Source organism: Azospirillum agricola (assembly GCF_017876095.1).
GTDB lineage: Bacteria > Pseudomonadota > Alphaproteobacteria > Azospirillales > Azospirillaceae > Azospirillum > Azospirillum agricola.
The window spans coordinates 80,640-105,556 of record NZ_JAGINM010000016.1; the positions used below are offsets into that span (position 1 = coordinate 80,640).

19 protein-coding genes are annotated in these 24,917 nt (G+C 69.0%); 7 read left to right on the plus strand and 12 right to left on the minus strand.

Features of this window, described 5'->3' with window-relative positions:
- Nucleotides 1–2: 2 nt before the first annotated feature.
- The 5 genes from J2847_RS22430 to J2847_RS22450 all read right to left on the minus strand — a co-directional run bounded on the left by J2847_RS22430 (nt 3) and on the right by J2847_RS22450 (nt 6,593).
- Nucleotides 3–1,208 (minus strand): acyl-CoA dehydrogenase family protein, encoded by a 1,206-nt coding sequence (locus J2847_RS22430; protein ID WP_209781053.1) that lies wholly within the window; start codon nt 1,206–1,208, stop codon nt 3–5.
- A gap of 4 nt (nt 1,209–1,212) precedes the next feature.
- Nucleotides 1,213–2,037, minus strand: a complete 825-nt coding sequence (locus J2847_RS22435; RefSeq protein WP_233474711.1) for an enoyl-CoA hydratase family protein — start codon at nt 2,035–2,037, stop codon at nt 1,213–1,215.
- Between the two features lie 5 nt (nt 2,038–2,042).
- A complete protein-coding gene (locus J2847_RS22440; protein ID WP_233474712.1) occupies nt 2,043–2,846 on the minus strand; it encodes an SDR family NAD(P)-dependent oxidoreductase in 804 nt (267 codons plus the stop codon).
- Nucleotides 2,843–5,197, minus strand: coding sequence for a bifunctional salicylyl-CoA 5-hydroxylase/oxidoreductase (locus tag J2847_RS22445; RefSeq protein ID WP_209781055.1), 2,355 nt, complete (start codon nt 5,195–5,197; stop codon nt 2,843–2,845). The genes J2847_RS22440 and J2847_RS22445 overlap by 4 nt, the downstream gene beginning before the upstream one ends.
- A gap of 187 nt (nt 5,198–5,384) precedes the next feature.
- Nucleotides 5,385–6,593 carry a nitrate/nitrite transporter gene (locus tag J2847_RS22450; protein WP_209781056.1) on the minus strand — a complete coding sequence of 403 codons (1,209 nt, stop codon included), beginning with the start codon at nt 6,591–6,593 and terminating at the stop codon, nt 5,385–5,387.
- A 427-nt stretch (nt 6,594–7,020) separates the two neighbouring features.
- Between J2847_RS22450 and J2847_RS22455 the strand changes: the two genes are divergently transcribed.
- From J2847_RS22455 to J2847_RS22465, 3 genes are all read left to right on the plus strand, one after another.
- Complete coding sequence (locus J2847_RS22455) at nt 7,021–8,718, plus strand: bifunctional protein-serine/threonine kinase/phosphatase (protein ID WP_233474713.1); 1,698 nt, start codon at nt 7,021–7,023, stop codon at nt 8,716–8,718.
- A gap of 240 nt (nt 8,719–8,958) precedes the next feature.
- Nucleotides 8,959–10,320: a sigma-54-dependent transcriptional regulator gene (locus tag J2847_RS22460; RefSeq protein ID WP_209781057.1), complete on the plus strand. Its 1,362-nt coding sequence runs from the start codon at nt 8,959–8,961 to the stop codon at nt 10,318–10,320.
- Between the two features lie 16 nt (nt 10,321–10,336).
- Nucleotides 10,337–12,472, plus strand: a complete 2,136-nt coding sequence (locus J2847_RS22465; RefSeq protein WP_325169462.1) for a cache domain-containing protein — start codon at nt 10,337–10,339, stop codon at nt 12,470–12,472.
- A 38-nt stretch (nt 12,473–12,510) separates the two neighbouring features.
- On the opposite strand, the gene J2847_RS22470 is transcribed toward J2847_RS22465, so the two are convergent.
- Nucleotides 12,511–13,851, minus strand: coding sequence for a caspase family protein (locus J2847_RS22470; protein WP_209781058.1), 1,341 nt, complete (start codon nt 13,849–13,851; stop codon nt 12,511–12,513).
- A gap of 212 nt (nt 13,852–14,063) precedes the next feature.
- On the minus strand, nt 14,064–14,978 hold the full coding sequence (locus tag J2847_RS22475) for a formate dehydrogenase accessory protein FdhE (RefSeq protein WP_209781059.1): 915 nt from the start codon (nt 14,976–14,978) through the stop codon (nt 14,064–14,066).
- A 348-nt stretch (nt 14,979–15,326) separates the two neighbouring features.
- Between J2847_RS22475 and fdnG the strand changes: the two genes are divergently transcribed.
- From fdnG to fdhD, 4 genes are read left to right on the plus strand one after another with little or no spacing between them, the layout of a single operon-like run.
- On the plus strand, nt 15,327–18,434 hold the full coding sequence (gene fdnG / locus J2847_RS22480; RefSeq protein ID WP_209781060.1) for a formate dehydrogenase-N subunit alpha: 3,108 nt from the start codon (nt 15,327–15,329) through the stop codon (nt 18,432–18,434).
- A 2-nt stretch (nt 18,435–18,436) separates the two neighbouring features.
- A complete protein-coding gene (gene fdxH / locus J2847_RS22485) occupies nt 18,437–19,405 on the plus strand; it encodes a formate dehydrogenase subunit beta (RefSeq protein WP_233474714.1) in 969 nt (322 codons plus the stop codon).
- Nucleotides 19,402–20,028: a formate dehydrogenase subunit gamma gene (locus J2847_RS22490; RefSeq protein ID WP_209781061.1), complete on the plus strand. Its 627-nt coding sequence runs from the start codon at nt 19,402–19,404 to the stop codon at nt 20,026–20,028. Before fdxH ends, J2847_RS22490 begins: the two co-directional genes overlap by 4 nt.
- A 56-nt stretch (nt 20,029–20,084) precedes the next feature.
- The gene (fdhD, locus tag J2847_RS22495) at nt 20,085–20,927 is read left to right on the plus strand and encodes a formate dehydrogenase accessory sulfurtransferase FdhD (RefSeq protein WP_233474715.1); all 843 of its coding nucleotides are present in this window, start codon (nt 20,085–20,087) and stop codon (nt 20,925–20,927) included.
- Between the two features lie 21 nt (nt 20,928–20,948).
- On the opposite strand, the gene J2847_RS22500 is transcribed toward fdhD, so the two are convergent.
- Genes J2847_RS22500 through J2847_RS22520 form a run of 5 tightly spaced genes read right to left on the minus strand, consistent with a single transcriptional unit; the run spans nt 20,949 to nt 24,899 of the window.
- On the minus strand, nt 20,949–21,449 hold the full coding sequence (locus J2847_RS22500) for an L-2-amino-thiazoline-4-carboxylic acid hydrolase (RefSeq protein WP_209781062.1): 501 nt from the start codon (nt 21,447–21,449) through the stop codon (nt 20,949–20,951).
- 40 nt (nt 21,450–21,489) lie between these two features.
- A complete protein-coding gene (locus J2847_RS22505; protein ID WP_209781063.1) occupies nt 21,490–22,200 on the minus strand; it encodes an ABC transporter ATP-binding protein in 711 nt (236 codons plus the stop codon).
- A complete protein-coding gene (locus J2847_RS22510; protein WP_209781064.1) occupies nt 22,197–22,967 on the minus strand; it encodes an ABC transporter ATP-binding protein in 771 nt (256 codons plus the stop codon). The genes J2847_RS22505 and J2847_RS22510 overlap by 4 nt, the downstream gene beginning before the upstream one ends.
- A complete protein-coding gene (locus J2847_RS22515; protein WP_209781065.1) occupies nt 22,964–23,998 on the minus strand; it encodes a branched-chain amino acid ABC transporter permease in 1,035 nt (344 codons plus the stop codon). Before J2847_RS22515 ends, J2847_RS22510 begins: the two co-directional genes overlap by 4 nt.
- Nucleotides 23,985–24,899 (minus strand): branched-chain amino acid ABC transporter permease, encoded by a 915-nt coding sequence (locus J2847_RS22520; RefSeq protein ID WP_085558085.1) that lies wholly within the window; start codon nt 24,897–24,899, stop codon nt 23,985–23,987. The genes J2847_RS22515 and J2847_RS22520 overlap by 14 nt, the downstream gene beginning before the upstream one ends.
- Nucleotides 24,900–24,917 lie beyond the last annotated feature (18 nt).

Consider the following 24,917-nt stretch of genomic DNA (forward strand, 5'->3'; position numbering starts at 1 on the left):
GGTCACGCCTCCTTCAGCAATTCGCGGGCGACGATCAGCGTCTGCACTTCGGTGGCGCCCTCGTAGATGCGCAGCGCCCGGATCTCGCGGTAGAGCCGCTCAACGGCCTCACCCGAGCGCACGCCGCGCCCGCCGAACATCTGCACGGCGCGGTCGATCACCGCCTGCGCCGTCTCGGTCGCCGTCATCTTGGCCATCGCGGCTTCGCGCGTCGTCGGCAGCTTCTGAACGTCGCGCCGCCACGCCGCGCGGTAGGTCAGCAGCGCGGCGGCGTCGATGCCGGCCGCCATCGTGCCGAGCGCCGCCTGGGTCAGTTGCAGGTCGGCCAGCGTCCCGCCGAACATCCGGCGGCCCCTGGCGTGAACCAGCGCCTCGTCGAGCGCGCGGCGGGCGAAGCCGAGCGCCGCCGCCGCCACCGAAGCGCGGAAAACGTCGAGCGTCCGCATGGCGATCTTGAACCCCTCGCCGGGGGCGCCGAGACGGCGTTCCGCCGGGATGCGGCAGTTCTCAAAACGGATCGTCGCCAGCGGGTGCGGCGCCATCACGTCGATGCGCTCGACCACCGAGAATCCGGGATCGTCGGCGAGAACGACGAAGGCCGAGATGCCGCGCGTGCCGGGCGCCTCGCCACTGCGGGCGAAGACGGTGTAGACCCCGGCGATGCCGCCGTTGGAGATCCAGGTTTTTTCGCCGTCCAGCACATAGCCGTCGCCGTCGGCGCGGGCGGCGCAGGCCATGGCGGCGACGTCCGACCCGGCGTCGGCTTCCGACAGCGCGAAGGCGGCGAGCCATTCGCCGCTGCGCACCCTGGGCAGCACGGCGGCCTTGAGGGCCGGCGAGCCGGCCAGCCCGATGGCCCCGGTGCCGAGCCCCTGCATGGCGAAGGCGAAATCGGCGAGCCCGTCGTGCCAGGCCAGCGTCTCGCGCGCCAGACAGACGCGGCGGGAGTCGATCGGCGGAGCGTCCGGCGCGTCAGAGGCGACGCAGGCGTCGAGCAACCCGGCCTCGCCGAGCCGCCGCGCCAGCGCCCGGCAGGCGGCGTCGGTGTCGGCGTGGTCAATGCCCGCCAGCCCGCCCGAGCGCACGAAGCCGTCAAGTTGTTCAGCGAAGGCACGGTGTCCGGGATCGAAGAAGGGCCAGTCGAGGTGGTCGCGGGACGGCCCGCGCGCGACGGCGGAAGGGGTGGAGGAAGGGGGATCGGCGGTCACGGCCTCAATCCCCCTTGAAGACCGGCGTGGTCTTCGCGGCGAAGGCCTCGAAGGCGCGGCGGAAATCGTTGGTCGCCATGCAGATGGCCTGGGCCTGCGCCTCGGATTCGATCAGCGCGTCGATGCTCATCGCCCATTCCTGGTTCAGCATCGTCTTGGTCATGCCGTGGGCGAAGCAGGGGCCGTCGGCCAGAGAGCGGGCCAGCGCCAGCGCCTCCTCCTCCAGGGAGTCCGGCGGGACCAGCCGGTTGTGGAAGCCCCAGGCCGCCCCCTCCTCGGCGCTCATGGCGCGGCCGGTGAACAGCAGCTCGGCGGCGCGGCCCTGGCCGATGATGCGGGGCAGGATGCCGCAGGCGCCCATGTCCGCCCCGGCCAGACCGACACGGGTGAACAGGAAGGCGGTCTTGGCGCGCGGCGTCGCCAGCCGCAGGTCGGACGCCATCGCCAGGATCGCCCCCGCCCCGGCGCACACCCCGTCGATGGCGGCGACGATGGGCTGCGGGCAGGCGCGCATCGCCTTGACGACGTCGCCGGTCATGCGGGTGAAGGCCAGCAGCTCCGGCATCGCCATGCGGGTCAGCGGCTCGATGATCTCGAAGACGTCGCCGCCGGAGGAAAAGTTGCCGCCCGCCCCGGTCAGCACCACCGAGCGCACGTCCGAGGCATAAACGAGATCGCGGAACAGGTCGCGCAGTTCTGCGTAGCTGTCGAAGGTCAGCGGGTTCTTGCGGTCCGGCCGGTTGAGCCGGACGGTGGCGACCCGGCCGTCGTCGCTGGTCTCGAACAGGACATGCTCGGCCGTGCGGTCCTTGAAGGGGCGCTTCTGCATGCGGATCATCCTCCTGCCATTTCGCCGCCGTCGACGGCGACCGCCTGCCCGTTGATCGAGGCCGCCCCCGGCGAAACCAGCCACAGCACGGTCGCGGCGACCTCCTCCGGGCGGATCAGGCGGCCTTGCGGATTCGCGCGGGTCAAGCTGGCGGCGGCCTGCTCCGCCGTGCGGCCGGTCTTGGCGGTGATGGTGCGGATCGCCCCGTCCAGCAGCGGCGTGTCGGTGAAGCCGGGGCAGACCGCGTTGAAGGTGACGCCGCTGCGGGCGAACTCCACCGCCAGCGCGCGCGTCAGCCCGACAACCCCATGCTTGGCCGCGCAATAGGCGGAGACGTAGGGGTAGCCGGCCAGCCCGGCGGTCGAGGCGATGGTGACGACGCGCGCCCCGGCGCCGCGCGCCTTCAGGTCGGGAAGGACCGCCTGCGTCACCTGGAACACCCCCGTCAGATCGACGGCCAGCACATGGGCCCAGAGGGCGGCGTCGGTGGCCTCGAAGGGCGCGCTCGGCGCCTCCCCGGCGTTGTTGACCAGGATGTCGAGCGGGCCGAAGGCGGCGCGCGCGTCGGCCAGCCCGCCGTCGATGGCCGCGCGGTCGGTGACGTCGAAGCCGGGCAGCGCCAGGGCGCGCGCCCCGCCCGTTTGACCCGCACCGATCTGTTCGGCGACCTCCCGCAGCGGCTCCGGCCGCCGGCCGGCGAGGCTGACGCGCGCCCCGGCCGCCGCCAGCGCGAAGGCTACGGCGCGGCCGATGCCGGTGCCGGCGCCGGTCACCAAGGCGTGGCGCCCGTCGAGCATCCCGGCCATCATGACGAACGCCCCCCCGCCGCCGTGGTAACCGCCGCGCGGGCGAGGTTGGTCTCGAACTGGGTCTTGCCCGAGCGGTATTGCTTCGGCCAGGGCAGGTCGGTCACGCCGATCCTTGCCGCCTCGTGCAGGGTCCAGGCCGGGTCGGCCAGATGCGGCCGGGCGATGGCGCAGAGGTCGGCCCGCCCGGCGGCGATGATCGAGTTGACGTGGTCGGCCTCGGAGATGGCGCCGACCGCGACGGTCGGGATGCCGACCTCGTTGCGGATGCGGTCGGAGAAGGGGGTCTGGTACATCCGGCCATAGACCGGCGCATCGTCCGCCGCCACCTGCCCCGACGAACAGTCGATCAGGTCGGCCCCAGCCTCCTTGAACAGCCGGGCGAAGGCGACGGCGTCGTCGGGGGTGTTGCCGCCCTCCGCCCAGTCGTGGCAGGACAGGCGCACCGACAGCGGCCGGTCCTCCGGCCAGGCGGCGCGGACGGCGTGGAACACCGCCAGCGGGAAGCGCGCCCGGTTCGCGTGCGAGCCGCCGAAGTCGTCCGTGCGGTGGTTGGTCAGCGGCGACAGGAAGCTCGACAGCAGATAGCCGTGGGCGCAATGCAGCTCCAGCAGATCGGCACCGGTCCGCGCCGCCAGCGCCGCCGCGTTCTGGAAATCGCCGAGCACCCGCTCCATGTCGGCGCGGTCCATCGCGCGCGGCAGCGCCGACTGCGGGAGATAGCGCAGCGCCGAGGCCGAGACCAGCGGCCACGCCTCGTCGTCGTCGAGCGGCTGGTCCATGCCCTCCCAAGCCCGCCGCGTCGCCCCCTTGCGCCCGGCATGGCCGAGCTGGATGGCGAATTTGGCATCGGACTGGCCATGGATGAAGGCGGCGATCCGCGCCCAGGCCGCCGCCTGCGCCTCGTTCCACAGGCCGGCGCAGCCAGGGGTGATGCGGGCGTCGGGCGACACGCAGGTCATCTCGCCGAACACCAGCCCGGCGCCGCCCAGGGCACGCGACCCGAGATGCACCAGATGGAAGTCGCCGGGCACGCCCTCCTCGGCCGAATACATCGCCATCGGCGAGACGACGACGCGGTTGGGCAACGTCACCCCGCGCAGCCGCAGCGGCGTGAGCATCGGCGGCGGCGCCCGCTCTTCGGTGCCGGCACCGTTCGTCCCGGCACCGTCCGAAGCGGCGCGGCCGGCGAACCAGCGCTCGTACCCCTCCAACCACGCCTTGTCGCGCAGCCGCAGATTCTCGTGGCTGATCCGCTGCGAGCGGGTCAGCATCGAGTACATGAACTGCTCGGGCTCCAGCCGGTCGGCGTAGCGGCTGCCGGCGACCTCGAACCACTCCATCGCGTTGCGCGCCGCGTTCTGGATGCGCGCCACATCGACCCGCCGCACGTCCTCGTAGGCGGCGAGCACCGCCGGGATGCGGTCGGCGTCATGGCCGAGCGTCTCGAACTGGCGGGCCAATTCGATGGCGTCGTCCACCGCCAGCTTGGTGCCCGACCCGATGGCGAAATGCGCGGTGTGCGCCGCGTCGCCCATCAGCACGACGTGGCTGTTTCCGTTGAAATGGCTCCAGGCGCCGCAGACCAGCCGGTTGAAGTTGAGCCAGGAGGAGCCGCGCGCGTGCCGCGCGTTGGACAGCAGCGGCGCGCCCTCCAGCGTCTCGGCGAAGATGTCCTCGCAGAAGGCGATCGAGGCGGCCTGGCCGGCCCTGTCCAGGCCATGCGCCCGGAAGGTTTCCTCGGTCGTCTCGACGATGAAGGTCGAGCTGCGGTCGTCGAACTTGTAGATGTGCGCCTGGAACCAGCCGTGACCGGTCCTGCGGAAATCGAAGGTGAAGGCGTCGAAGAGCTTGTCTGTGCCCAGCCAGACGTAGCGGTTGGGCCGCACCACCATGTCGGGCCGGAAGACGTCCGGATAGCGGTTGCGGATGCGCGAGTTCACGCCATCGCAGGCGACGATCAGGTCGGCGTCGGGAAACTCCAGGTCGGACCCGACCTCGCGCTCGAACAGCAGCTCGACGCCGAGATCCTCGCAGCGCCGTTGCAGGATGTTCAGCAGCGTCTTGCGGCCGATGCCGACGAAGCCGTGGCCGGTGGTGCGCATGCGGCGGCCCTTGATGCGGACCTCGATGTCGTCCCAATGGTTGAAGGACCGCTCGATCGCCGCCGCCGTCTCGGCGTCCCACAGCGTCATCCCCTGCATGGTCGCGTCGGAGAAAACCACGCCCCAGCCGAAGGTGTCGTAGGGCCGGTTGCGCTCCACCACCGTCACGGCGTGGGCCGGGTACAGCTTTTTCATCAGCAGCCCGAAATAGAGTCCGGCCGGACCGCCGCCTATGCAGACGATGCGCACGCCTCCCTCCCTCCTGCCGCCCGCCTTGTTTGTCGGCCATACTGATGTTTTAGCATTAAAATATATAGCCGTCAAATTCCTCCAGGGAGATCAGACCGTATGAATGGCGATGCCCCCGCCCCCGCTTGGCCTTGCGGGATCGGGGGCACCGGCTTGCTTGGAGAAACGGGCGGGAACGCTCAGACGGTCAGATGCGGGCGCCCAGAACCGCCGCGCCCCAGGTCGTGCGCCAACGGCCCTTGATGCCGGTCAGGCCGACCAGCGCCAACAGCGCCAGCAGGGCGAAGACCAGGAAGCCCGCCTGGTAGCTGCCGAACATCTGCTTGGCGTAGCCGAGGCTGGAGGCGAGGTAGAAGCCGCCGATCCCGCCGGTCATGCCGACCAGCCCGGTCATCACGCCGATCTCGCGGCGGAAGCGCTGCGGCACCAACTGGAACACCGCGCCGTTGCCCATGCCGAGCGCCAGCATGGCGACCACGAACACGGCCAGAGCCGCCCAGGCGGTCGGCAGGCCGAAGCTGATGACGATCAGCGCGGCGGCCGCCACCATGTACATCATCGTCAGCGTGCGGATGCCGCCGACCCGGTCGGCCATGGCGCCGCCCAGCGGACGGACCAGCGACCCAGCGAAGACGCAGGCCGCGGTGAAATAGCCCGCCGTGACGGCGTTCAGCCCGTACTGGTCGTTGAAATAGATGGTCAGCGACGAGGCCAGCCCGACGAAGCCGCCGAAGGTGACGCTGTAGAAGAACATGAACCACCAGGCGTCGCCCATCCTCAGCACCTGGAGATAGCTGAGCAGCGGCTTCGGCGCCGGGCAGTCCGGGCTGTTCTTGGCAAGGATCAGGTAGACGACCAGCGTCGCCGCCAGCGGAATGGCGGCGAGGCCGAGCACGTTGTTCCAGCCGAAGATCAGCGCCAGCGACGGCGCGAACAGCGCGGCCAGCGCGGTGCCCGAATTGCCGGCCCCGGCGATGCCGAGCGCGGTTCCCTGATGCTCCGGCGGGTACCAGCGCGAGGCGAGCGGCAGCGCCACGGCGAAGGACGCCCCGGCGACGCCGAGCACGATGCCCAGCAGGATGACCTGGGTGAAGCTGTGGATGCCGAAGTGCCACGCGGCCAGCAGCCCGGCGATCACCACGAGCTGGCACAGGGTTCCGGTCAGCTTCGGCTTCAGATGATCGACCAGCACGCCGTTGACCATGCGCAGCAGCGCGCCGGCCAGCACCGGCGTCGCCACCATCAGGCCCTTCTGGGCGGGGGACAGCCCGAGATCCTGGGCGACCTGCACGCCCAGCGGCCCCAGGATCACCCACACCATGAAGCTGAGGTCGAAATAAAGGAACGCAGCGAACAGCGTCGGCAGGTGCCCCGCCTTCAAAAAGCCCGTTTTCATGCGAACTCCCAAATGTTGACGGCTTCCGGCATCGGGCCGCGCACGGCGGCGCGCCATCCGGAAACGATGATCCGACCGACCGACGGACCATCGTTGGTCGCGTGGCGTGGGTCCCGTGGCGGGCCGTCGTCTCCGCCTTTGGAGGGGCCCACGTCATCCGCTCATCCCTTCGCAAGAGTCAGGCCATTCTTTCGCATCTGCAAAAGCCCTTGGAAGTAGAGACTTTGGACTGGCTCCAGCCGACTCATTCCGTCCTTAAGTGCTTATTTCTTTGGCGCACCCTGCCTCATTGCCCACCGAATGGGCGCGAGCCGCCGCCGGGCTGGCGGCCGGGGGCCGCCAACCCTTGGAAACGCCGTGGCACTCCGCGTGCACAAGGGCTCTTCCCACCCGTCCCCTCATCCCAAGGAATGGAGCCGCTCGTCCGATGAACGGTTCGTTGCAGGTTCAGTTCGGCATCGCCTCCGACACCGGGCGGCGTCCGCGCAACGAGGACTACGCCGGGGTCTGCCTCGCCTCGCCGGGCCGGCGGGTCCGCCAGGGCATCGTCGCGGCGCTGGCCGACGGGGTCGGCGGCGCCAAGGGCGGCCGCATCGCGGCCGAGCTGGCGGTGCGCACCTTCATCGACGGCTATTACGCCCAACCGGAACCGCTGGGCGTCCAGCGCGCCGCCGCGCGGGTGATCGAGGCGGTCAACCGCTGGATCGTCGCGCAAGGGCGGGCCGATCCGGCGCTGGAGAACATGGCCTCGACCTTCGCGGGCCTGATCCTGCGGCACCGCAACGCGCATGTCCTGCATGTCGGCGACAGCCGGGTCTACCGGCTGAGCGACGGCCAGCTCGCCCGCCTGACCGAGGACCACACGCTGAACCGGCCCGACTACGCCCATGTCCTCTACCGCGGACTCGGCATCGAGGAGGCGGTGCGGCTGGACTACGGCGTTCACCCGTTGCGCCTGCACGACCGTTTCCTGCTGTGCAGCGACGGCGTGCACGGGACTCTCACCGACGTTGCCCTCCGCAGCCTGCTGATGCGGCGGGACACGCCGGAGGCGGCGGCCCGGCTGATCGTCGACACCGCCCTCGACGCCGGCAGCAGCGACAACGCCAGCGCCGTCGTCGTCGACGTCGTCGGGCTGCCCGCCATCGAACACACCGAGCTGGAAAGCGCCGCCGCCAACCTGCCGATCCTCGCCCCTCCGGCGGCCGGCGAGGAGCTGGACGGCTTCCGGCTGGACGCTCCGCTGTCGGACGGGCGCTACAGCCGGCTTTTCCGGGCGACGAACCTGGAGGACGGGCGCTCGGTCGTCATCAAGTTCCCGCAGCCCGAGGTCGCCGCCGACAAGACCTTCCGGCTCGCCTTCGTCCGCGAGGCCTGGGTCGCGGCACGGGTGCGCAGCCCCTGGGTCGGCGAGGTGATCGAGCTGCCTCCGGGCCGGCAGACCCGGCTCTACACCGTCATGCCCTATTACGAGGGCGAGACGCTGGAGCAGCGGCTGCGCCGCAAGCCGTCCCTGGCCCTGGCGGAGGGGGTGGAGATCGCCGTCACGCTGGCGCGCGCCCTGTCGGCACTGCACCGGGCCGGCATCATCCACCGCGACATCAAGCCGGACAACGTCATCCTGGGGCGGGGCGGCCGCCTGACGCTGATCGACCTCGGCGTCGCCCGGCTGCCGCAGCTCGAGGAGTTCCCGACCGCCGACGTGCCGGGCACCCCCAGCTACATGGCGCCGGAGCTGTTCGCCGGATCGGCGGGCGACGAACGCTCCGACCAGTTCGCATTGGCCGTCACCATCCACCGCGCGCTCAGCGGCGGCGGCTATCCCTACGGCGAGGTCGAGCCCTTCTCCCGCCCGCGCTTCGGCAAGCCCGTTCCGCTGGCGCGCGGGCGCGGCGACGTCCCGGCCTGGTTCGACCAGATTCTGGCGCGGGCGCTGTCCCCCGCCCCGGCCGACCGCTTCGGCGACGTCATCGAGTTCGCGCAGGAGTTGGAGAACGCGCTGGCGCACGGCCGGCCGGAGATCGTCCGCAGACGACCGCTCTACGAGCGCAACCCGGTCCTGGTCTGGCAATGCGTGTCGGCGGCGCTGCTGTGCGCGATGCTGGCGCTGCTGGCGCGTGGCTGAGCGGGCAGCTGAGCGGGCGGCGCGTCATACGGTCGCATGGAGCAACCCGCCCGCCGCGGCGGCGCCTTCTCGCTGGTGCGGGATGACCGATCCGCGATAGTCTTCCGGCATCGTCCGGAGGCTTGCCCCGCTCCGGCCGGGTCGTTTTCTCCGGGCACCCGTCACCGTCCCGCGACGCGCATCACCGTGCCCCCTGACCTCTTCCCCTCCGACAACGCCGATCCCGTGGAATCTCCCGCCATGCCGTCCGTGCTGGTGGTGGACGACGAGGAGGGCATGCGCAGCTTCCTGTCGCGCGCGCTCGCCCGGCGCGGCTGGCGGGTCGAGACCGCCGGCAGCGCCGAGGACGGCGCCCGCGTGCTGGAGCGCGCGCATGTCGATCTGGTGATCCTCGACATCGCGCTGCCGGGCCGGTCGGGCCTCGACTGGCTGAAGGAGCTGGTCGGCACCGGCTTCGCCGGCGAGGTGATCCTGATCACCGCCTTCGCCGACATGAACACCGCCATCGACGCCCTGCGCTCCGGCGCCGCCGATTTCGTGCTGAAGCCCTTCCGCATCGAGCAGATCCTCAACTCCATCGACCGCTGCATCGAGCGCGCGCGGCTGACCCGCGAGAATTTCGTACTGCGCCGCCAGCTCTCCTCGCGCGAGAGCGGGCGCGAGGAGATCGTCGGCCAGTCGGACTCGATGACCCGGCTGCGGACGCTGGTGCGGCGCGTGGCGCCGACCCCCTCCACCGTGCTGATCCAAGGCGAGTCCGGCGTCGGCAAGGAGCTGGTCGCCCGCGCCCTTCACGAATACTCCAACCGCGCCGCCCACCCCTTCGTCGCGGTGAACTGCGCCGCCATCTCCGCCGACCTGATCGAGGCCGAGCTGTTCGGCCACGCCAAGGGCGCCTTCACCGGGGCGAAGGAGTCGCGCAAGGGGCTGTTCTACTACGCCCATGGCGGCACCCTGTTCCTCGACGAGATCGGCGAGCTGTCGCTGACCCTGCAATCCAAATTGCTGCGGGTGCTGGAGGAACGGCGCATCCGCCCGGTCGGCAGCGAGCAGGAGGTGCCGGTCGACGTCCGGCTGGTGACGGCCACCAACCGCGACCTGAAGGCCGAGGCTGGGCAGGGCCGCTTCCGCCCCGACCTGTTCTACCGGCTGGAGGTGATGACCCTCACCATCCCGCCGCTGCGCCAGCGGGCGATGGACGTGCCGGAACTGACGGCGCTGTTCATGCGCCACCTGTCGGCCCGCCTCGCCGTTCCGCCGCTGCCGGTGACGCCGGAGGTGACGCGGGCGCTGATGGCCCATTCCTGGCCGGGCAACGTGCGCGAACTGCGCAACTTCGTCGAGCGCTCGCTGCTGTTTGGCGAGTTCCCGCTGAACGATCTGGACAACGCGGCCGGCGGCGGCAACGCGGCGGGCGCGCCCTTCTCGCCGGCCCCCTCGCCGGCCCCCTCGCCGGCCAATGTGCTGCCGCTCGCCGAGGTGGAGAAGCGCCACATCCTGGTGGTGCTCGGCCAGTGCGGCGGCAACAAGACGCGCGCCGCCGAACTGCTCGGCGTGTCGCGCAAGACGCTCGACCGGAAATGCGCCGAATGGGGGGTGTAAACTGGGGGAGCCGGGCGTGCCCGTGAAGCTCCCCCTCGCCACCAGCTTCAACGCTTGGCTGAAGGGGCTGGCGAAGACCTTCTCCGGCTCCGTCCGGCTCAAGCTGATGACGCTGGTGCTCGCCCCGCTGCTGCTCGGCGTGCCGATCCTGCTGGCCATCGTCTGGGTGTGGGGCACGCAGGGCTACGACCAGCTTCTCGTCAACAAGGTCAGCTCCGACCTCGGCACCGCGCGCCAGTATTTCGACCGGGTTCAGGGCGCCCTCGGCACCCGGCTGGAGGGCTTCGCCTCCTCGCATCGGCTGGCGCTGGCGCTGGAACGGGGAACGCCCGACGAGGTGCGGCGGCTGCTCGACGAGGCGGCCGAGGAGCAGGGGCTCGATTATCTGCTGCTGCTCGACGCGCAGGGCCAAGTGCGGGTCGGCGGGAAGTTCCAGGGAGCAGCCGGCCGCTCCGGCTGGGCGGTGGTGCGCGAGGCGCTGCAAGGCTACCCCCGGCACGGGCTGGAGGTCTTCGCGCCGGAGGAGCTGGAGGCGCTCGCCCCCACCCTGCGCCGCGCCGCCCACATCCCGCTGGTGCCGACCCGCAACGCCCGGCCCGACGGCCGCAGCGTCGAGGAGCGCGGCCTGATGATCCAGGCCGCCGTCCCCATCGCCGGGCCCGACGGGCTGGTCAGCGGCGCGCTGGAGGGCGGCGTCCTGCTCAACGGCAACCAGGGCATCGTCGACCGCCTGAACACCATCGTCTACCAGGAGGCATCGCTGCCGCTGGGCAGCCAGGGCACCGCCACCCTCTTCCTCGGCGACACCCGCATCGCCACAAACGTACGGCTGTTCGAGGGCCAGCGGGCGCTGGGAACCCGCGTTTCCAAGGCGGTCGCCGACCGCGTTCTGGGCGAGGGGCGGGTCTGGCTGGGCTCCGCCTTCGTGGTCGACGACACCTACGTGTCTGGCTACCAGCCGCTGACCGACACCGCCGGGCAGAGGGTCGGCATGCTCTATGTCGGCTTCCTCGAAGCACCCTTGCGCGACGCGCTGTACCGGGCGCTGGCCGGGCTGTTCCTGCTGTTCCTGCTGGTGTCGGGGCTGGGCACGCTGGCCGACCTGCGCTGGGCGCGCGCCATCTTCCGCCCGCTGGAGCGGATGAACCGGGTGATCGCCCGCATCGAGGCCGGCGAGGAATCCGCCCGCGTCGGCCCAACCCACAGCCGCGACGAGCTGGGCCGGCTGTCGCGCGCCTTCGACCATCTGCTTGATTCCATCGCCGCCCGCCGCTGGGAGCTGCAACGCTCGGCCGAGGAGCTGGACCGCAAGGTCGCCAAGCGCACCGCCGCCCTGGAGGAGGCCAACGCCACCCTGCGCCGCGCCCAGCAGCAGCTCGTCATGAACGAGAAGCTGACGGCCATCGGCGAGCTGACGGCCGGGGTCGCCCACGAGATCAACAACCCGGTCGCCGTCATCCAGGGCAACCTCGACCTGATGCGCGAGGTGCTGGGCGACGCCATCGAGCCTGTGGCGGAGGAGGTCCGCCTGATCGACGAGCAGACCCGCCGCATCCACGCCATCGTCACCAAGCTGCTGCAATTCGCCCGCCCCGGCGACTTCGCCGGCTACGCCGAGGCCGCCGACGTCAACGCGGTGCTGGCCGACTGCCTCGTGCTGACCCGGCACAACCTGAACCGCGGCAAGGTCAAGGTGGAAACCCGGCTGGCCGCGACCTGCAGCGTCGAGATGAACCGGGGCGAGTTGCAGCAGGTCCTGATCAACCTGATCGTCAACGCCATGCAGGCGATGCCCGACGGCGGCACGCTGACGCTGGAAAGCCGCGACATCGGCCCCGGCGACTGGCCCGCCGGAAGCGAGCCCTTCGAGGGCGCGCTCTTGCACGTCCAGGACACCGGCCACGGCATTGCCGCGGTCGATCTGGGGCGCATCTTCGACCCCTTCTTCACCACCAAGAAGCAGACCGGCACCGGGCTCGGCCTGTCGATCAGCTACGCCATCGTCCAGCGCTACGGCGGACGCATCACGGTGGACAGCACCCCCGGCCAATGCACCCGCTTCACCCTGTGGCTGCGCCGGCAGGCCCGCTATTCGGCCCAGCCCACCGCGCCGCTGTTCGCCGCCCGGCTGATCACGCCGGATGGGGGCTGACGACCCGCTCCTCTGCCCGGCGGCGTCGGGATGCCGCCCTACGGCAGGTCCGGATAGGTCCGCGTGCTGTCGACGATCTCGAGTTTGGTATAATCGTCGCTGTGGGTTACGACGACATGCCCGGAGACGCTGCTCTTTCCAAAAATCTTTGACCGCAGATTTTCCACCACGGATCTGTAATCACTACAGCCATCCTTCCGGTATAGACGGAAAGAAATTCGAAAAAGACTATCATCCAAGAATAAGAATGTTAAATAGCTCTGCGGTGACAAACAAGGGCCTTTTGGTATTTTCAGAATCATACTCGCAACAACGGTATCTTCTGAAAAATATTTCCAAAAATACCGCACTTCATTATTTTTATATTCCCCTGCTATTGGAAGTGAAGCCGACTGAACCGTGACAAACGGCGTACCAAGCTTCCGATTGACCTGCGCTGCCGACATGCCCAAATGGAAGGGCCCGATGCCGTATCTCATATCCCTACCCGGCTGTTCCGTGAGAACGGCGGGAGGTGTCATCACGGCCGCGACCTGATGGCCTTGGTCGGGGGTGCCCGCGAAATAGAAATCACCGGTCAACGACGACGCCTCCCACGGAATCTGCGCATCGCCCGACGACGAGGACACCGCCGCCCGAACCTTCTTGAACACCTGTTCGATCGGAAGGCCCGGTTGCTGAATCGCCTTCAGCAACTCCTTAGTGTAGAGGCCGTTTCCACCCGAACCGTCGTTCGCCGTTTTCCCTGGAGCCGTCGCATACGCGATCATCGTTCCCTTAGGCGCGCTCATCTGCGCCAGACCGCCGTTCAACGCCCGGAACGGGCGCTCGAACGGATTGTTCCGGCAGGCGTCGAGGATGAGGATGTTCACCCTCGAACGGGCCTCCATCATCTGCGCCAACACGTTGTCGGCATCGACCGCCATCAGCGGCACCATGCGCTCGCTCGAAATCTCCGCATCCACTGGAATGAGATAATTCCTGCCTGACACCTGAAGACCGTGCCCCGAATAATAGACGAGCCCGACCGAGTCCTCGCTCAGCCTCCCGCCAAAGTCGATCACCGCCTTTTCCATGTCCGCCTTACCGGCGTTGATACGCTCGATCACCTCGAAGCCGAGCACGCGCAACACCGCAGCCATCGCACGTGCGTCGTTCGTCGGATTCCTCAATGGCGCCGTCGGGTAAGCATCGTTGCCGATCACCAAGGCCACCCGCCGTTCGCCCGACCCAACGCCGGTCCGCTTCAGAGCCCGATCCGCCACAGCGCCCTGCAACGCCTCCGGCACTCGGACCTCGCTTGCCCGGCATTGGCCATCCGCCGCCAAGCCCAGCACCAGGATCACCATCGCCAGCAGCCAACGCCGCATCATCGCCATGACCCACCCCAATCCGAAACCGCCGAGTGCATCACGCTAACTTAGACAGACAACCGATCCAAGGGTATTGCAAAAATACAACCGAAAGACGTCAGGGGAGGCAGCCGACATAAGGACGGATTCCGCCGGGAAACCACAGGAACGGTCCAGCCGGCCTCCCTTGGCTTGGTGCGCACCGGCGACCGCAGGTGCGCGTTCGCGCTCTGCCCGCTTCAGTCGGCCAGGACCAGGAAGGGGTTGCCGCCGATGCGCTGGTAGCCCTCCTCCCCGACCAGGATGTCGAGCGCCAGCGAGGCGAGGTCGTCGGCCACCGGGTCGAGATCGGGCGCCTTGTCGAGGAACAGAAGCTTCAGGTAGCTGTGGCAGGCGCCGCAGGTCTCGGCGCGGACGGGGCCATCCTTCCCCTGCCCCCCCTCGGCCCGACCCTCACCCGTCCCTTCCAGAAAGCGCTGGTCGACGTGCTTGCCATCGCCGCAGGACACGCAGGACGCGCGAACGTGATGCCACGCGGTGTGGCAGATCCCGCAATGCAGGTAACGCAGCCCCCCCGCTTCCATGCCGACATGCAGCACGCCGGCCACCGGCGCACCACCGCAGACCGGACAGACCTGGGCGGTGGCATGGACCGAGATCGTGCTGACGTCCAGCCCAGCGGCGTGGCGGGTCCAGGCGACCTGGAGGGCGGCGGTGACGAAGGGGGCGGCCGGCAGGTCGGTCGTCTCCAGCTGGTCGTTGATCAGACGGTCGGCGAAGGCCGCCAGCCGGCCGGACTCCTCCGGCCCGAGAAGGCCCAGCGCGACGCGGGCCGGAGGCGGCACGGCCTCGCCGAGCCGCGCCAGCAGGGCTTGCAGGTCGAGCGGCCATTGCGCGGCCGGCGGGGCCGAGGCAGCCGCGGCAGCCAGCGCGTGCTGGGCATCGGCCAGCGTGGCGACGAAGGAGAGCCAGCCGCCCAGGCTGTGCCCACCGGCAAGGCGGCGCAGGCGGGCGGCGCGGCGCTGGAAAAGACTGGCCGCGTCGGGCAGCCGCAGCGGCGACGGCGACTGGCCGGGCACCAGCCCGGCGGCGGCCATGGCGGCGGCGGTCGCCTCGGAAACGTCTGCGGCGGGGGCGTGGGGCGCGGCGGTCATGGGGCTGCTTTCGTGTCGGTCGTGATGAGGACGGCGATGGCGAGGCGAACACCCATGCAAGATCGGGGCAATGCCCGCACCGGCCCGCTCCCCCTGTTTGCCACCACCGTCATGGCCCCGTCAAACTGTCTACCCCACAGCCAATAGGGACATTTTGTCTAAACCTTTTGGACAAAATGTCCCTATTGGCTGTGGGACCAATCAAAAAACCATGACGTCCGTGCGGCTTTCGCGGTTGGCACGGAATCTGCCTTTGGGCGCGGCGCCGTGAGTGGTCGGTCCTGCCGACGGCTCCGTTCCGGGTCCCAACGCCCCGGACACGGCACAACCGTTTCCGAGGGAGGTTCCATGCCGATCACGCCCACGCAGCCCGCGCCGACGCAGGCTACGGCCACGCAGGTCTCACGGCGGCAATTCTTCAAGCTCACGGCGGGTTCGCTTGCCGCGTCCAGCATCGGCGCGCTGGGCTTCCTCCCGGCCGAGGCGCTGGCCGAGGTGCGCCAGTACAAGCTGAGCCGCGCCAAGGAGATCCGCAACACCTGCCCCTACTGCTCGGTCGGCTGCGGCCTGCTGATGTACAGCCTGGGCGACGGCGCCAAGAACGCCAAGGCCGAGATCATCCACATCGAGGGCGACCCCGACCACCCGGTCAGCCGCGGCTCGCTCTGCCCCAAGGGCGCCGGCCTGCTCGACTTCATCCACAGCCCGAACCGGCTGAAGCACCCCGAGGTGCGCGAGGCCGGCTCCAACACGTGGAAGCGTATTTCCTGGCACGAGGCGGTGGAGCGCATCGCCCGCCACATCAAGGACGACCGCGACGCCAACTTCATCGCCAAGAACGCCGAGGGCGTGACGGTGAACCGCTGGGTGTCGACCGCCATGCTGACGGCGTCCGCCTCGTCGAACGAGACCGGCATCCTGACGCAGAAGGTCATGCGCTCGCTCGGCATCGTCGGCACCGACGCGCAGGCCCGCGTCTGCCACGGCCCGACCGTGTCGGCGCTCGCCTCGACCTTCGGGCGCGGGGCGATGACCAACAGCTGGGTCGACATCAAGAACGCCGACTTCATCCTGATCATGGGCGGCAATCCGGCCGAGGCCCATCCGGTCGGCTTCAAATGGGCGATCGAGGCGAAGAAGAAGGGCGCGCGAATCGTCGTCGTCGACCCGCGCTTCAACCGCTCGGCCGCCGTCGCCGACGAATACATGCCGATCCGCGCCGGGTCGGACATCGTCTTCCTGGGCGGCGTCATCAACTGGCTGATCGCCAACGACAAGATCCAGTGGGATTACGTCAAGGCCTTCACCAACGCCAGCTTCATCGTGCGTGACGGCTTCAGCTTCGACGAGGGGCTGTTCAGCGGCTACGACGCGGCCAAGGGCCAGTACGACCGCAGCAGCTGGAACTACGAGTTCGACGAGAACGGCAAGGCGAAGACCGACCCGACGCTCCAGGACCCGCGCTGCGTGTGGAACCTGATGAAGGCCCACTACGCGCGCTACACGCCGGACGTCGTCACCGACCTGACCGGCACGCCGAAGGACGGCTTCCTGCGGGTCTGCCAGCATCTCGGCTCGACGGCGGTGCGTGACCGCGTCGGCACCATCCTCTACGCTCTCGGCTGGACCCAGCACACGGTCGGCGCCCAGAACATCCGCACCATGGCGATGATCCAGCTGCTGCTGGGCAACATCGGCATGCCGGGCGGCGGCGTCAACGCGCTGCGCGGCCACTCCAACATCCAGGGCCTGTCGGATCTGGGGCTGCTGTCGACCAGCCTGCCCGGCTACCTGAACCTGCCGGCCGAGAAGGCCAACCCGACCTTCGCCGACTACATCGCCAGGAACACCCCCAAGCCGCAGGCCGACGGCCAGCTCAACTTCTGGGGCAACACGCCGAAGTTCTTCGTCAGCCTGCTGAAATGGTTCTGGGGCGACAAGGCGACGAAGGAGAACGACTGGGGCTACGACTGGCTGCCCAAGTGGGACAAGATGTACGACGTGCTCCAGGTCATGGACCTGATGCACAACGGCAAGGTCAACGGCTTCATCGTCCAGGGCTTCAACCCGCTGACCTCCTTCCCGGACGTCCGCAAGACGGCGGCCTCCTTCGCCAAGCTGAAATACATGGTGGTGATCGACCCGATCACGACCGAAACCTCGTCCTTCTGGCAGAACCACGGCGAGATCAACGACGTCGACACCGCCAGCATCAAGACCGAGGTGTTCCGCCTGCCCTCCACCTGCTTCGCGGAGGAGGACGGCGCCATCGTCAATTCGGCGCGCTGGCTGCAATGGCATTACAAGGGCGCCGACGCGCCGGGCGAGGCCAAGAGCGACCAGGAGATCCTGGCCGAGATCTTCGTCGCCGTCCGCGACCTCTACCGCAAGGAGGGCGGCACGGTTCCCGAGCCGATCCTCAACCTGTCCTGGCCCTACAAGAACCCGCTGGAACCGACGCCGGAGGAGCTGGCGAAGGAGCTGAACGGGCGCGCGCTGGCCGACATCCCCGATCCGAAGGACCCGACCAAGTTCCTGGCCCGCAAGGGCGAGCAGCTGCCGAACTTCGCGATCATGCAAGCCGACGGCTCGACCATGAGCGCCTGCTGGATCTTCGCCGGCTGCTGGACGCAGGCCGGCAACCAGATGGCGCGGCGCGACAACACCGACGCCGGGCTGGGCAACACGCCGGGCTGGGCCTGGGCGTGGCCGGCCAACCGCCGCATCATCTACAACCGCGCCTCCTGCGACCCGTCGGGCAAGCCCTGGGATCCCAAGCGCAACCTGATCTCGTGGAACGGCGCCGCCTGGGCCGGCGCCGACGTGCCGGACTTCAAGGCGGATTCGGCGCCGAGCGAAGGGATGAACCCCTTCATCATGAACCCGGAGGGCGTCGGCCGGCTGTTCTGCACCGACAAGCTGGCGGACGGTCCTTTCCCCGAGCATTACGAGCCGATGGAAAGCCCGCTCGGCACCAACCCGCTGCACCCGAAGGTGGTCAGCAGCCCGGCGGTGCGCATCTTCAAGGCGGACAAGGAGCGGCTGGGCACCCATGACCAGTTCCCCTATGTCGGCACCACCTACCGCCTGACCGAGCATTTCCAGTTCTGGACCAAGGGCGTGCGCCTGAACGCCATCGCCCAGCCCGAGCAGTTCGTCGAGATCGGCGAGGCGCTGGCGGCCGAGAAGGGCATCAAGGCCGGCGACTGGGTGCAGGTCAGCTCCAAGCGCGGCCACATCAAGGCCAAGGCGGTGGTGACCAAGCGGATCAAGGCGCTGACGGTGACCAACCGCACCGTCCACCAGATCGGCATCCCGCTGCACTGGGGCTGGGAGACGGTGGCCAAGAAGGGCTTCCTGTCCAACACCCTGCCGCCCGCGGTCGGCGACTGCAACACCCAGACCCCGGAATACAAGGCGTTCCTGGTGAACGTCGAGAAGATCGGAGTGGCGTAATCATGGCCCTGCAATCCCTGGACATCCTGCGCCGCTCCGCCTCGCCGACGCCGACCCCGCAGGCCCGCAACCCGCAGGAAGTCGCCAAGCTGATCGACACCTCGGTCTGCATCGGCTGCAAGGCCTGCCAGGTCGCCTGCTCGGAATGGAACGAGCTGCGCGCCGACGTCGGCACCTGCACCGGCGTCTACGACAACCCGATCGACCTCGGCCCGCAGGCATGGACGGTCATGCGCTTCAACGAGGTCGAGGAGAAAGGCAAGCTGGAGTGGCTGATCCGCAAGGACGGCTGCATGCACTGCGCCGACCCCGGCTGCCTGAAGGCCTGCCCGTCGCCGGGCGCCATCATCCAGTACAAGAACGGCATCGTCGACTTCCACCAGGAGAACTGCATCGGCTGCGGCTACTGCGTCTCCGGCTGCCCGTTCAACGTGCCGCGCATCAGCACGGTCGACAGCAAGGCCTACAAGTGCAACCTCTGCTCCGACCGGGTTGCGGTCGGACAGGAACCGGCCTGCGTCAAGACCTGCCCGACCGGCGCGATCCAGTTCGGTTCCAAGGAGGACATGATCGAGGTCGCCGAGACCCGCATCACCGACCTGAAGTCGCGCGGCTACGACCAGGCCGGGCTCTACGACCCGGCCGGCGTCGGCGGCACCCACGTCATGTACGTGCTGCACCACGCGGACAAGCCGCAGCTCTACTCCGGCCTGCCGGAGAACCCGGCGATCAGCGCCGTGGTCGGCCTGTGGAAGGGCATGCTGAAGCCGCTCGCCACGCTGGGCGTGGCCGCCGCCGGCCTGTTCGGGTTCTTCCACTTCATCACCGTCGGTCCGAACCGCGCCGACGAGGACGAAGAGGAGCATGGTGGGCATGACAACCCCACCGGTGGGCATGACAGCCCCACCGGCGGCCAGGACCGCCCCAGACACGTCGCAAAGAACAAGCAACCGGAGGACGCGCTGTCATGAAGGAAAAGCTGATCCAACGCTACGGCGCCGCCGAGCGCATCAACCACTGGATCGTGGCGGTCTGCTTCGTCCTGCTGGCGATCTCGGGGCTGGCCTTCTTCTACCCGGCCTTCTTCTGGCTGACCGGCGTGTTCGGCACGCCGCAGCTCGCCCGCATCGTCCACCCCTTCGTCGGCGTGGTGATGTTCATCGCCTTCGCCCGGCAATTCTTCCGCTACGCCCACCACAACCTCATCAACAAGGAGGATGTGAAGTGGATGATGTCGGTGCGCGAGGTGATGAAGGGCAACGAGGTCGGCGACATCGGCCGCTACAACGGCGGCCAGAAGGGCATGTTCTGGATGATGGTCCTGTGCATGCTGGCGCTGATGGCGTCGGGCTTCATCGCCTGGCGGCCGTATTTCGCCGAGCTGTTCCCGATCCCGGTGATCCGCGTCGCCCTGCTGGTCCATTCGGCCAGCGCGCTGGCGCTGATCGCTGGCATCATCGTGCACGTCTACGCGGCGCTGTGGGTCCAGGGCACCATCCGCGCGATGGTCGAGGGCGTGGTCACCCACGCCTGGGCGAAGAAGCATCACCCGCGCTGGTACCGTCAGGTCACCGGCAAGGAAACCGGGCACTGAAGAAAAGCCCTCTCCTCCCCGGGGGAGAGGGCTTCAACCGACAGGAATGCATCGCCATGACCGCCATGCTCACCGCCCCGCCGCCCGACGAACGCCGCGCCCCTCTGCACCGCACCACGGTGCTGCGGCTGGGACCCGAGGGGGCCGAGCTGTGCGACGACCATGTCGTGGAGGAGGTGCCGGTGGCGCTCACCTACAACGGCATCGTCCACGCGGTGATGCTGGCCACACCCGAGCATCTCGACGAGTTCGCCCTCGGCTTCAGCCTGTCGGAGGGCATCGTCGCCTCGGCGGACGAGCTGTACGACGTCACCGTGGCGGACGGCTGCGACGGGATGGAGGTCCGCATGGACATCCCGCTCGACCGCTTCATGACGTTGAAGAAGGGAAGCCGGCGCAGCCTGACCGGACGTTCGGGCTGCGGGCTCTGCGGGCTGGACAGCCTCCAGGCGGTGACCCGCGTCACCGGCAGCGTCGCCGAGGGCACCACCCTGCCGGTCAGCGCGGTGGCGAAGGCGCTGGGCCATTTCGGCAACCTCCAGCGCCTGCACCGCATCACCGGCGCCGTGCATGCGGTGGCCTGGGTGGACGCGACCGGCGACATCCTGGCGCTGCGTGAGGATGTCGGCCGCCACAACGCGCTCGACAAGCTGATCGGCTGGCTGGTGGCGAGCGGCACCGACCGCGGCACCGGCTTCGTCCTCACATCCAGCCGCGCCAGCTACGAACTGGTGCAGAAATCGGCCGCCGTCGGCATCGGCGCGCTGGTGGCGATCTCCGCCCCCACCGGCATGGCGGTCCGCATGGCCGAAAGCACCGGCCTGACGCTGGCCGGCTTCGCGCGCGGCAACCGGCTGGTGGTCTACAGCCACGAAAAGCGCTGGCGTCAGAACATCTGACGCCGCCGCCTCGGTTACCCGTCAGCTTCCCTGCCCGTCCTTCGGCTCGAAGCGGTAGCGGAAGTCGCAATGGTCGGCGCCCTGCATGATGGTCTGCGTGCGCTCCATCGTGATGCGCGGGTCGTAGCCGACGCAGAAGGCGGCGTCGCGGTTGCAGGACAGCAGGTGGCCGATGGAGCCCAGCCCCATCTCCCGGTACATCTCGGCGTAGCGGCAGCGCGTGACGTTGTAGTCGAAATGCGTCGCGTCCTGCCGCTTCACGTCCAGGCGCAGCGCGTCGTCCTTGGTCCACAGCGGCTGGAGGTCGGCGAAGCTTTGCAGGCTGGTGCCGTTCGGCTCCGACGCCGCGAAGGACGAGGCGGCGGCCAGCGCCGCCTTGGTGATGGCGGCGCCGAGGATCTCCTGGGCGACCGTCTCGCCCAGACGGGTGGCCATTTCCTCGTAGACCGGCTTCAGGATCTCCGCCTCGATGCGGCGGCGCTCCAGGATTCCCATGGCTGGCTTGTCGGCTGGCTGGGTCATCGCACTCTCTTTCCCGTCGGAAACCGTCACTGGTGAACCGTCAATGGACATGCCCGCCGAGATAGGCCTCGGCGATGCGCGGGTCGTCGCGGAGCTGCGCGGCCGGCCCGGACAGCAGGATGCGGCCGTCCTCCATCACCGCCGCGTGGTCGGCGATGCGGAGTGCTGCGCGGGCGTTCTGCTCGACCAGCAGGATCGACACCCCCTCCGCCCGGATGCGCTCGACCAGATCGAAGATCTGGGCGACGATCTTGGGCGCGAGCCCCAGCGACGGCTCGTCGAGCAGCAGCAAGGTCGGCCGGCGCATCAGGGCGCGGGCGATGCACAGCATCTGCTGCTCGCCGCCCGACAGCGAGCCGGCGTTCTGGCGCAGCCGCTCGCCCAGCACCGGGAACATCCCCAGCACCCGGTCCAGCTCGCCCAGGCCGACGTCGCCGCCGCCGAGCACCAGATTCTCCCGCACGCTCATGTTGGAGAAGATCTGCCGCCCCTCCGGCGCCTGCAACAGGCCGAGATTCACGATTCGATGAGCCGGCAGGTTGGTGATCGGCTGGCCGTCGAAGCTGATGCTGCCGCGCCGCGCCCGGTAGATGCCGGACACCGCGCGCATCAACGTGGTCTTGCCGACGCCGTTGGAACCGAGCACGGCGACGATGGATCCCTGCGGCACGGCAAGCTGGACCCCGTGCAGGATCTCCTGCGGGCCCATGGCGACGTGCAGATCCTCGATGGCGAGCAGCGGCGCGCTCATGATTCCACCCCGAGATAGGCTTCGAGCACCGCCGGGTCGCGGCGGATGAGGTCGGGCGGGCCGTCGGCGATCTTGCGTCCCGAGGCCAGCACCAGGATGCGCTGGCAGATGCCCATGACCAAGCCCATGTCATGCTCGACCAGCATGATGGTCAGGCCCTGCCCGTGCAGCCGCTTGATGAAGGCGGCGAGCGCCCGCGTCTCGGTGTCGTTGAGGCCGGCGGCCGGCTCGTCGAGGATCAGGAAGCGCGGGCGCATGGCGAGCGCGCGGGCGATCTCCAGATACTTGCGCTGCCCATAGGGCAGGTTGGCGGCGAGCTCGCCGGCGAGGTGCGTCAGCCCGACCGCCTCCAGCGCCTCCCAGGTGCGGCGGCTGATGGCGTCGGCGCGCTCGGTCCCCGCCTTGGTGAAGCCGCCGAACAGGGCGCCCGCCGGCCCCTGCGGCAGCGTCCCCACGGCCCCCACCGACACGTTGTCGAACACCGACATGTTGGGGAAGACGCGCAGGTTCTGGAAGGTCCGGCCGACGCCGAGCCGCGCCACCTGGTTGGGCTTCATCCCGTTGATGGTCCGCCCGGCGAAGGCGACCGTCCCGGAGGACAGCGGCGTGAAGCCGGACATCAGATTGAACAGGGTCGTCTTGCCGGCCCCGTTAGGGCCGATCAGCCCGACCAGCTCGCCCTCGTCCACATGGGCGGTCACGTCGTTGACGGCCTGCACGCCGCCGAAGCGGCGGCTGGCGTTGCGCACGTCGAGAAGATGGGTCATCGCCAGCCGATCCCTTCACCCTTGCCGGTGCTCCGCCACGCGCCGCCCAGCTGCCGACGCACCAGCCGCAGGGCGGAGACCTCGCCCAGCAGCCCCTTGGGCAGCAGCAGGATCGACAGGAACATGACCAGACCGACCATCACGTTGCGGAAGTCGCCGAGCGCCCGCAGCCCTTCCGGCAGCAGGATCAGCAGCAGGGCGCCGATGATGGCGCCGGGCAGGCTGCCCAGGCCGCCGACCACGACCATCGCCAGGATCAGGATGGATTCGGAGAATTTGAAGTCGCCCGGCGAGATGTAGCCGGTCATGTGCGCCCACAGGGCACCCGCCACCCCGGCGAAGAAGGCCGACAGGGTGAAGACCTCCATCTTCAGCCGCACGGTGCGCACCCCCATGGCGTCGGCGCACTGGTCGTCCTCGCGGATCGAGCGCAGCGCGTTGCCGTAGTAGGAGTGGCTGAGCCGGCCGATCGCCACGACGCACAGGACCACCACCACCGCCACCGTGTAGTAGCTGGCGAGCCGGCCGGACAGCGCGACGCCGAACAGCTCGAACCCCTTGGTGACGATGATGCCGTTGGGGCCCTTGGTGAAGTCCACCCAGTTGAGCATGACCAGATACAGCATCTGCCCGATCGCCAGCGTCGCCACGGCGAAATAGATGCTGACCAGCCGCATCGTCGGCAGCGCCACCAGGAAGGCCAGCAGCGCCGCGACCACGCCGGACAGCGGCAGCGTGACGGTGAAGCCCAGCCCCAGCTTGGAAGTCAACAGCGCCGCCGTGTAGGCGCCGACGCCGTAGAAGGCGGCGTGTCCCAGATGCAGCAGCCCGGCGACGCCGGTGACGAGATGCATCGAGGCCGACAGCAGGACGAAGATCAGCGCCAGATTGGCGATCTGGTAGAAGTAGCCACGGTCGAAGCCGGCCAGCAGCGCCGGCAGCGCTCCGAAGACCAGCAGGGCGAGCAGCGCCGGGACCAGCCAGCGCCGGCCGCCGCTTTCCTTGGAAAGGGTCCCCTCAAACGCGTTCACGGCGCGCTCCGAACAGGCCGTTGGGGAAGAAGATCAGGGTCAGGATCAGGAAGGCGTAGGCCACCATGTCCGACCAGCCCGACGAGACGAAGGTCGTCGCCATGCTCTCGGCGACGCCGAGAATGAGGGCGCAGACGACGGCGCCGGGGATCGAGGACAGCCCGCCCATCACCATGGCGACGAACGCCTTGATGCCCGGCACGAAACCCATCGCCGGGAAGATCGCCCCGTAATAGAGCCCCATCAGGATGCCGGCCGCCGCCCCCATCATCGAGCCGACGACGAAGGTGGTGATGATGGTGCGGTCGGTGTCGATCCCGACATACTTGGCGCCCAGCGGGTTGTTGGACACCGCGCGGATCGCCAGCCCGATGCGGGTGCGCGTCAGCAGATACTGCAAGCCGATCAGCATGGCGGCGGCAACGCCGAAGATGATGAAGTCGCCGGTCACCAGGATCACCGGACCGATGCGCACCGGCGTGTTGATCAGATAGTCGAAGGGAAGCGAGCGCATCTCCGACCCGAACAGGATCTCCAGCGCCTCGCGCACGACGATCGACACCGCCAGCGAGGACAGCAGGGTGGATTCCCGCATCGCCCGCGATTTCAGCGACGCCTCGTCGGTGAAGCGGCGGAACGGCTTGAAGGCCAGCCGCTCCAGCGAGAATCCGGCCAGCGCGCCGACCGCCAGCGCCCCGAAGATCACCGCGACGATCGGCGGCGCCACCGCCGAGATCAGCACGAGCCCGGCGAAGGCGCCCAGCGTGTAGATCTCGCCATGGGCGAAGTTGACGACGTTCAGCACCCCGAAGATCAGCGTGAAGCCGATCGCCATCAGGGCGTAGGTCATGCCCAGCGACAGGCCGATGGCGAGTTGCTGGAGGTAATAAGGGTCGATCATGCGGGCCCTGTCGCTGCG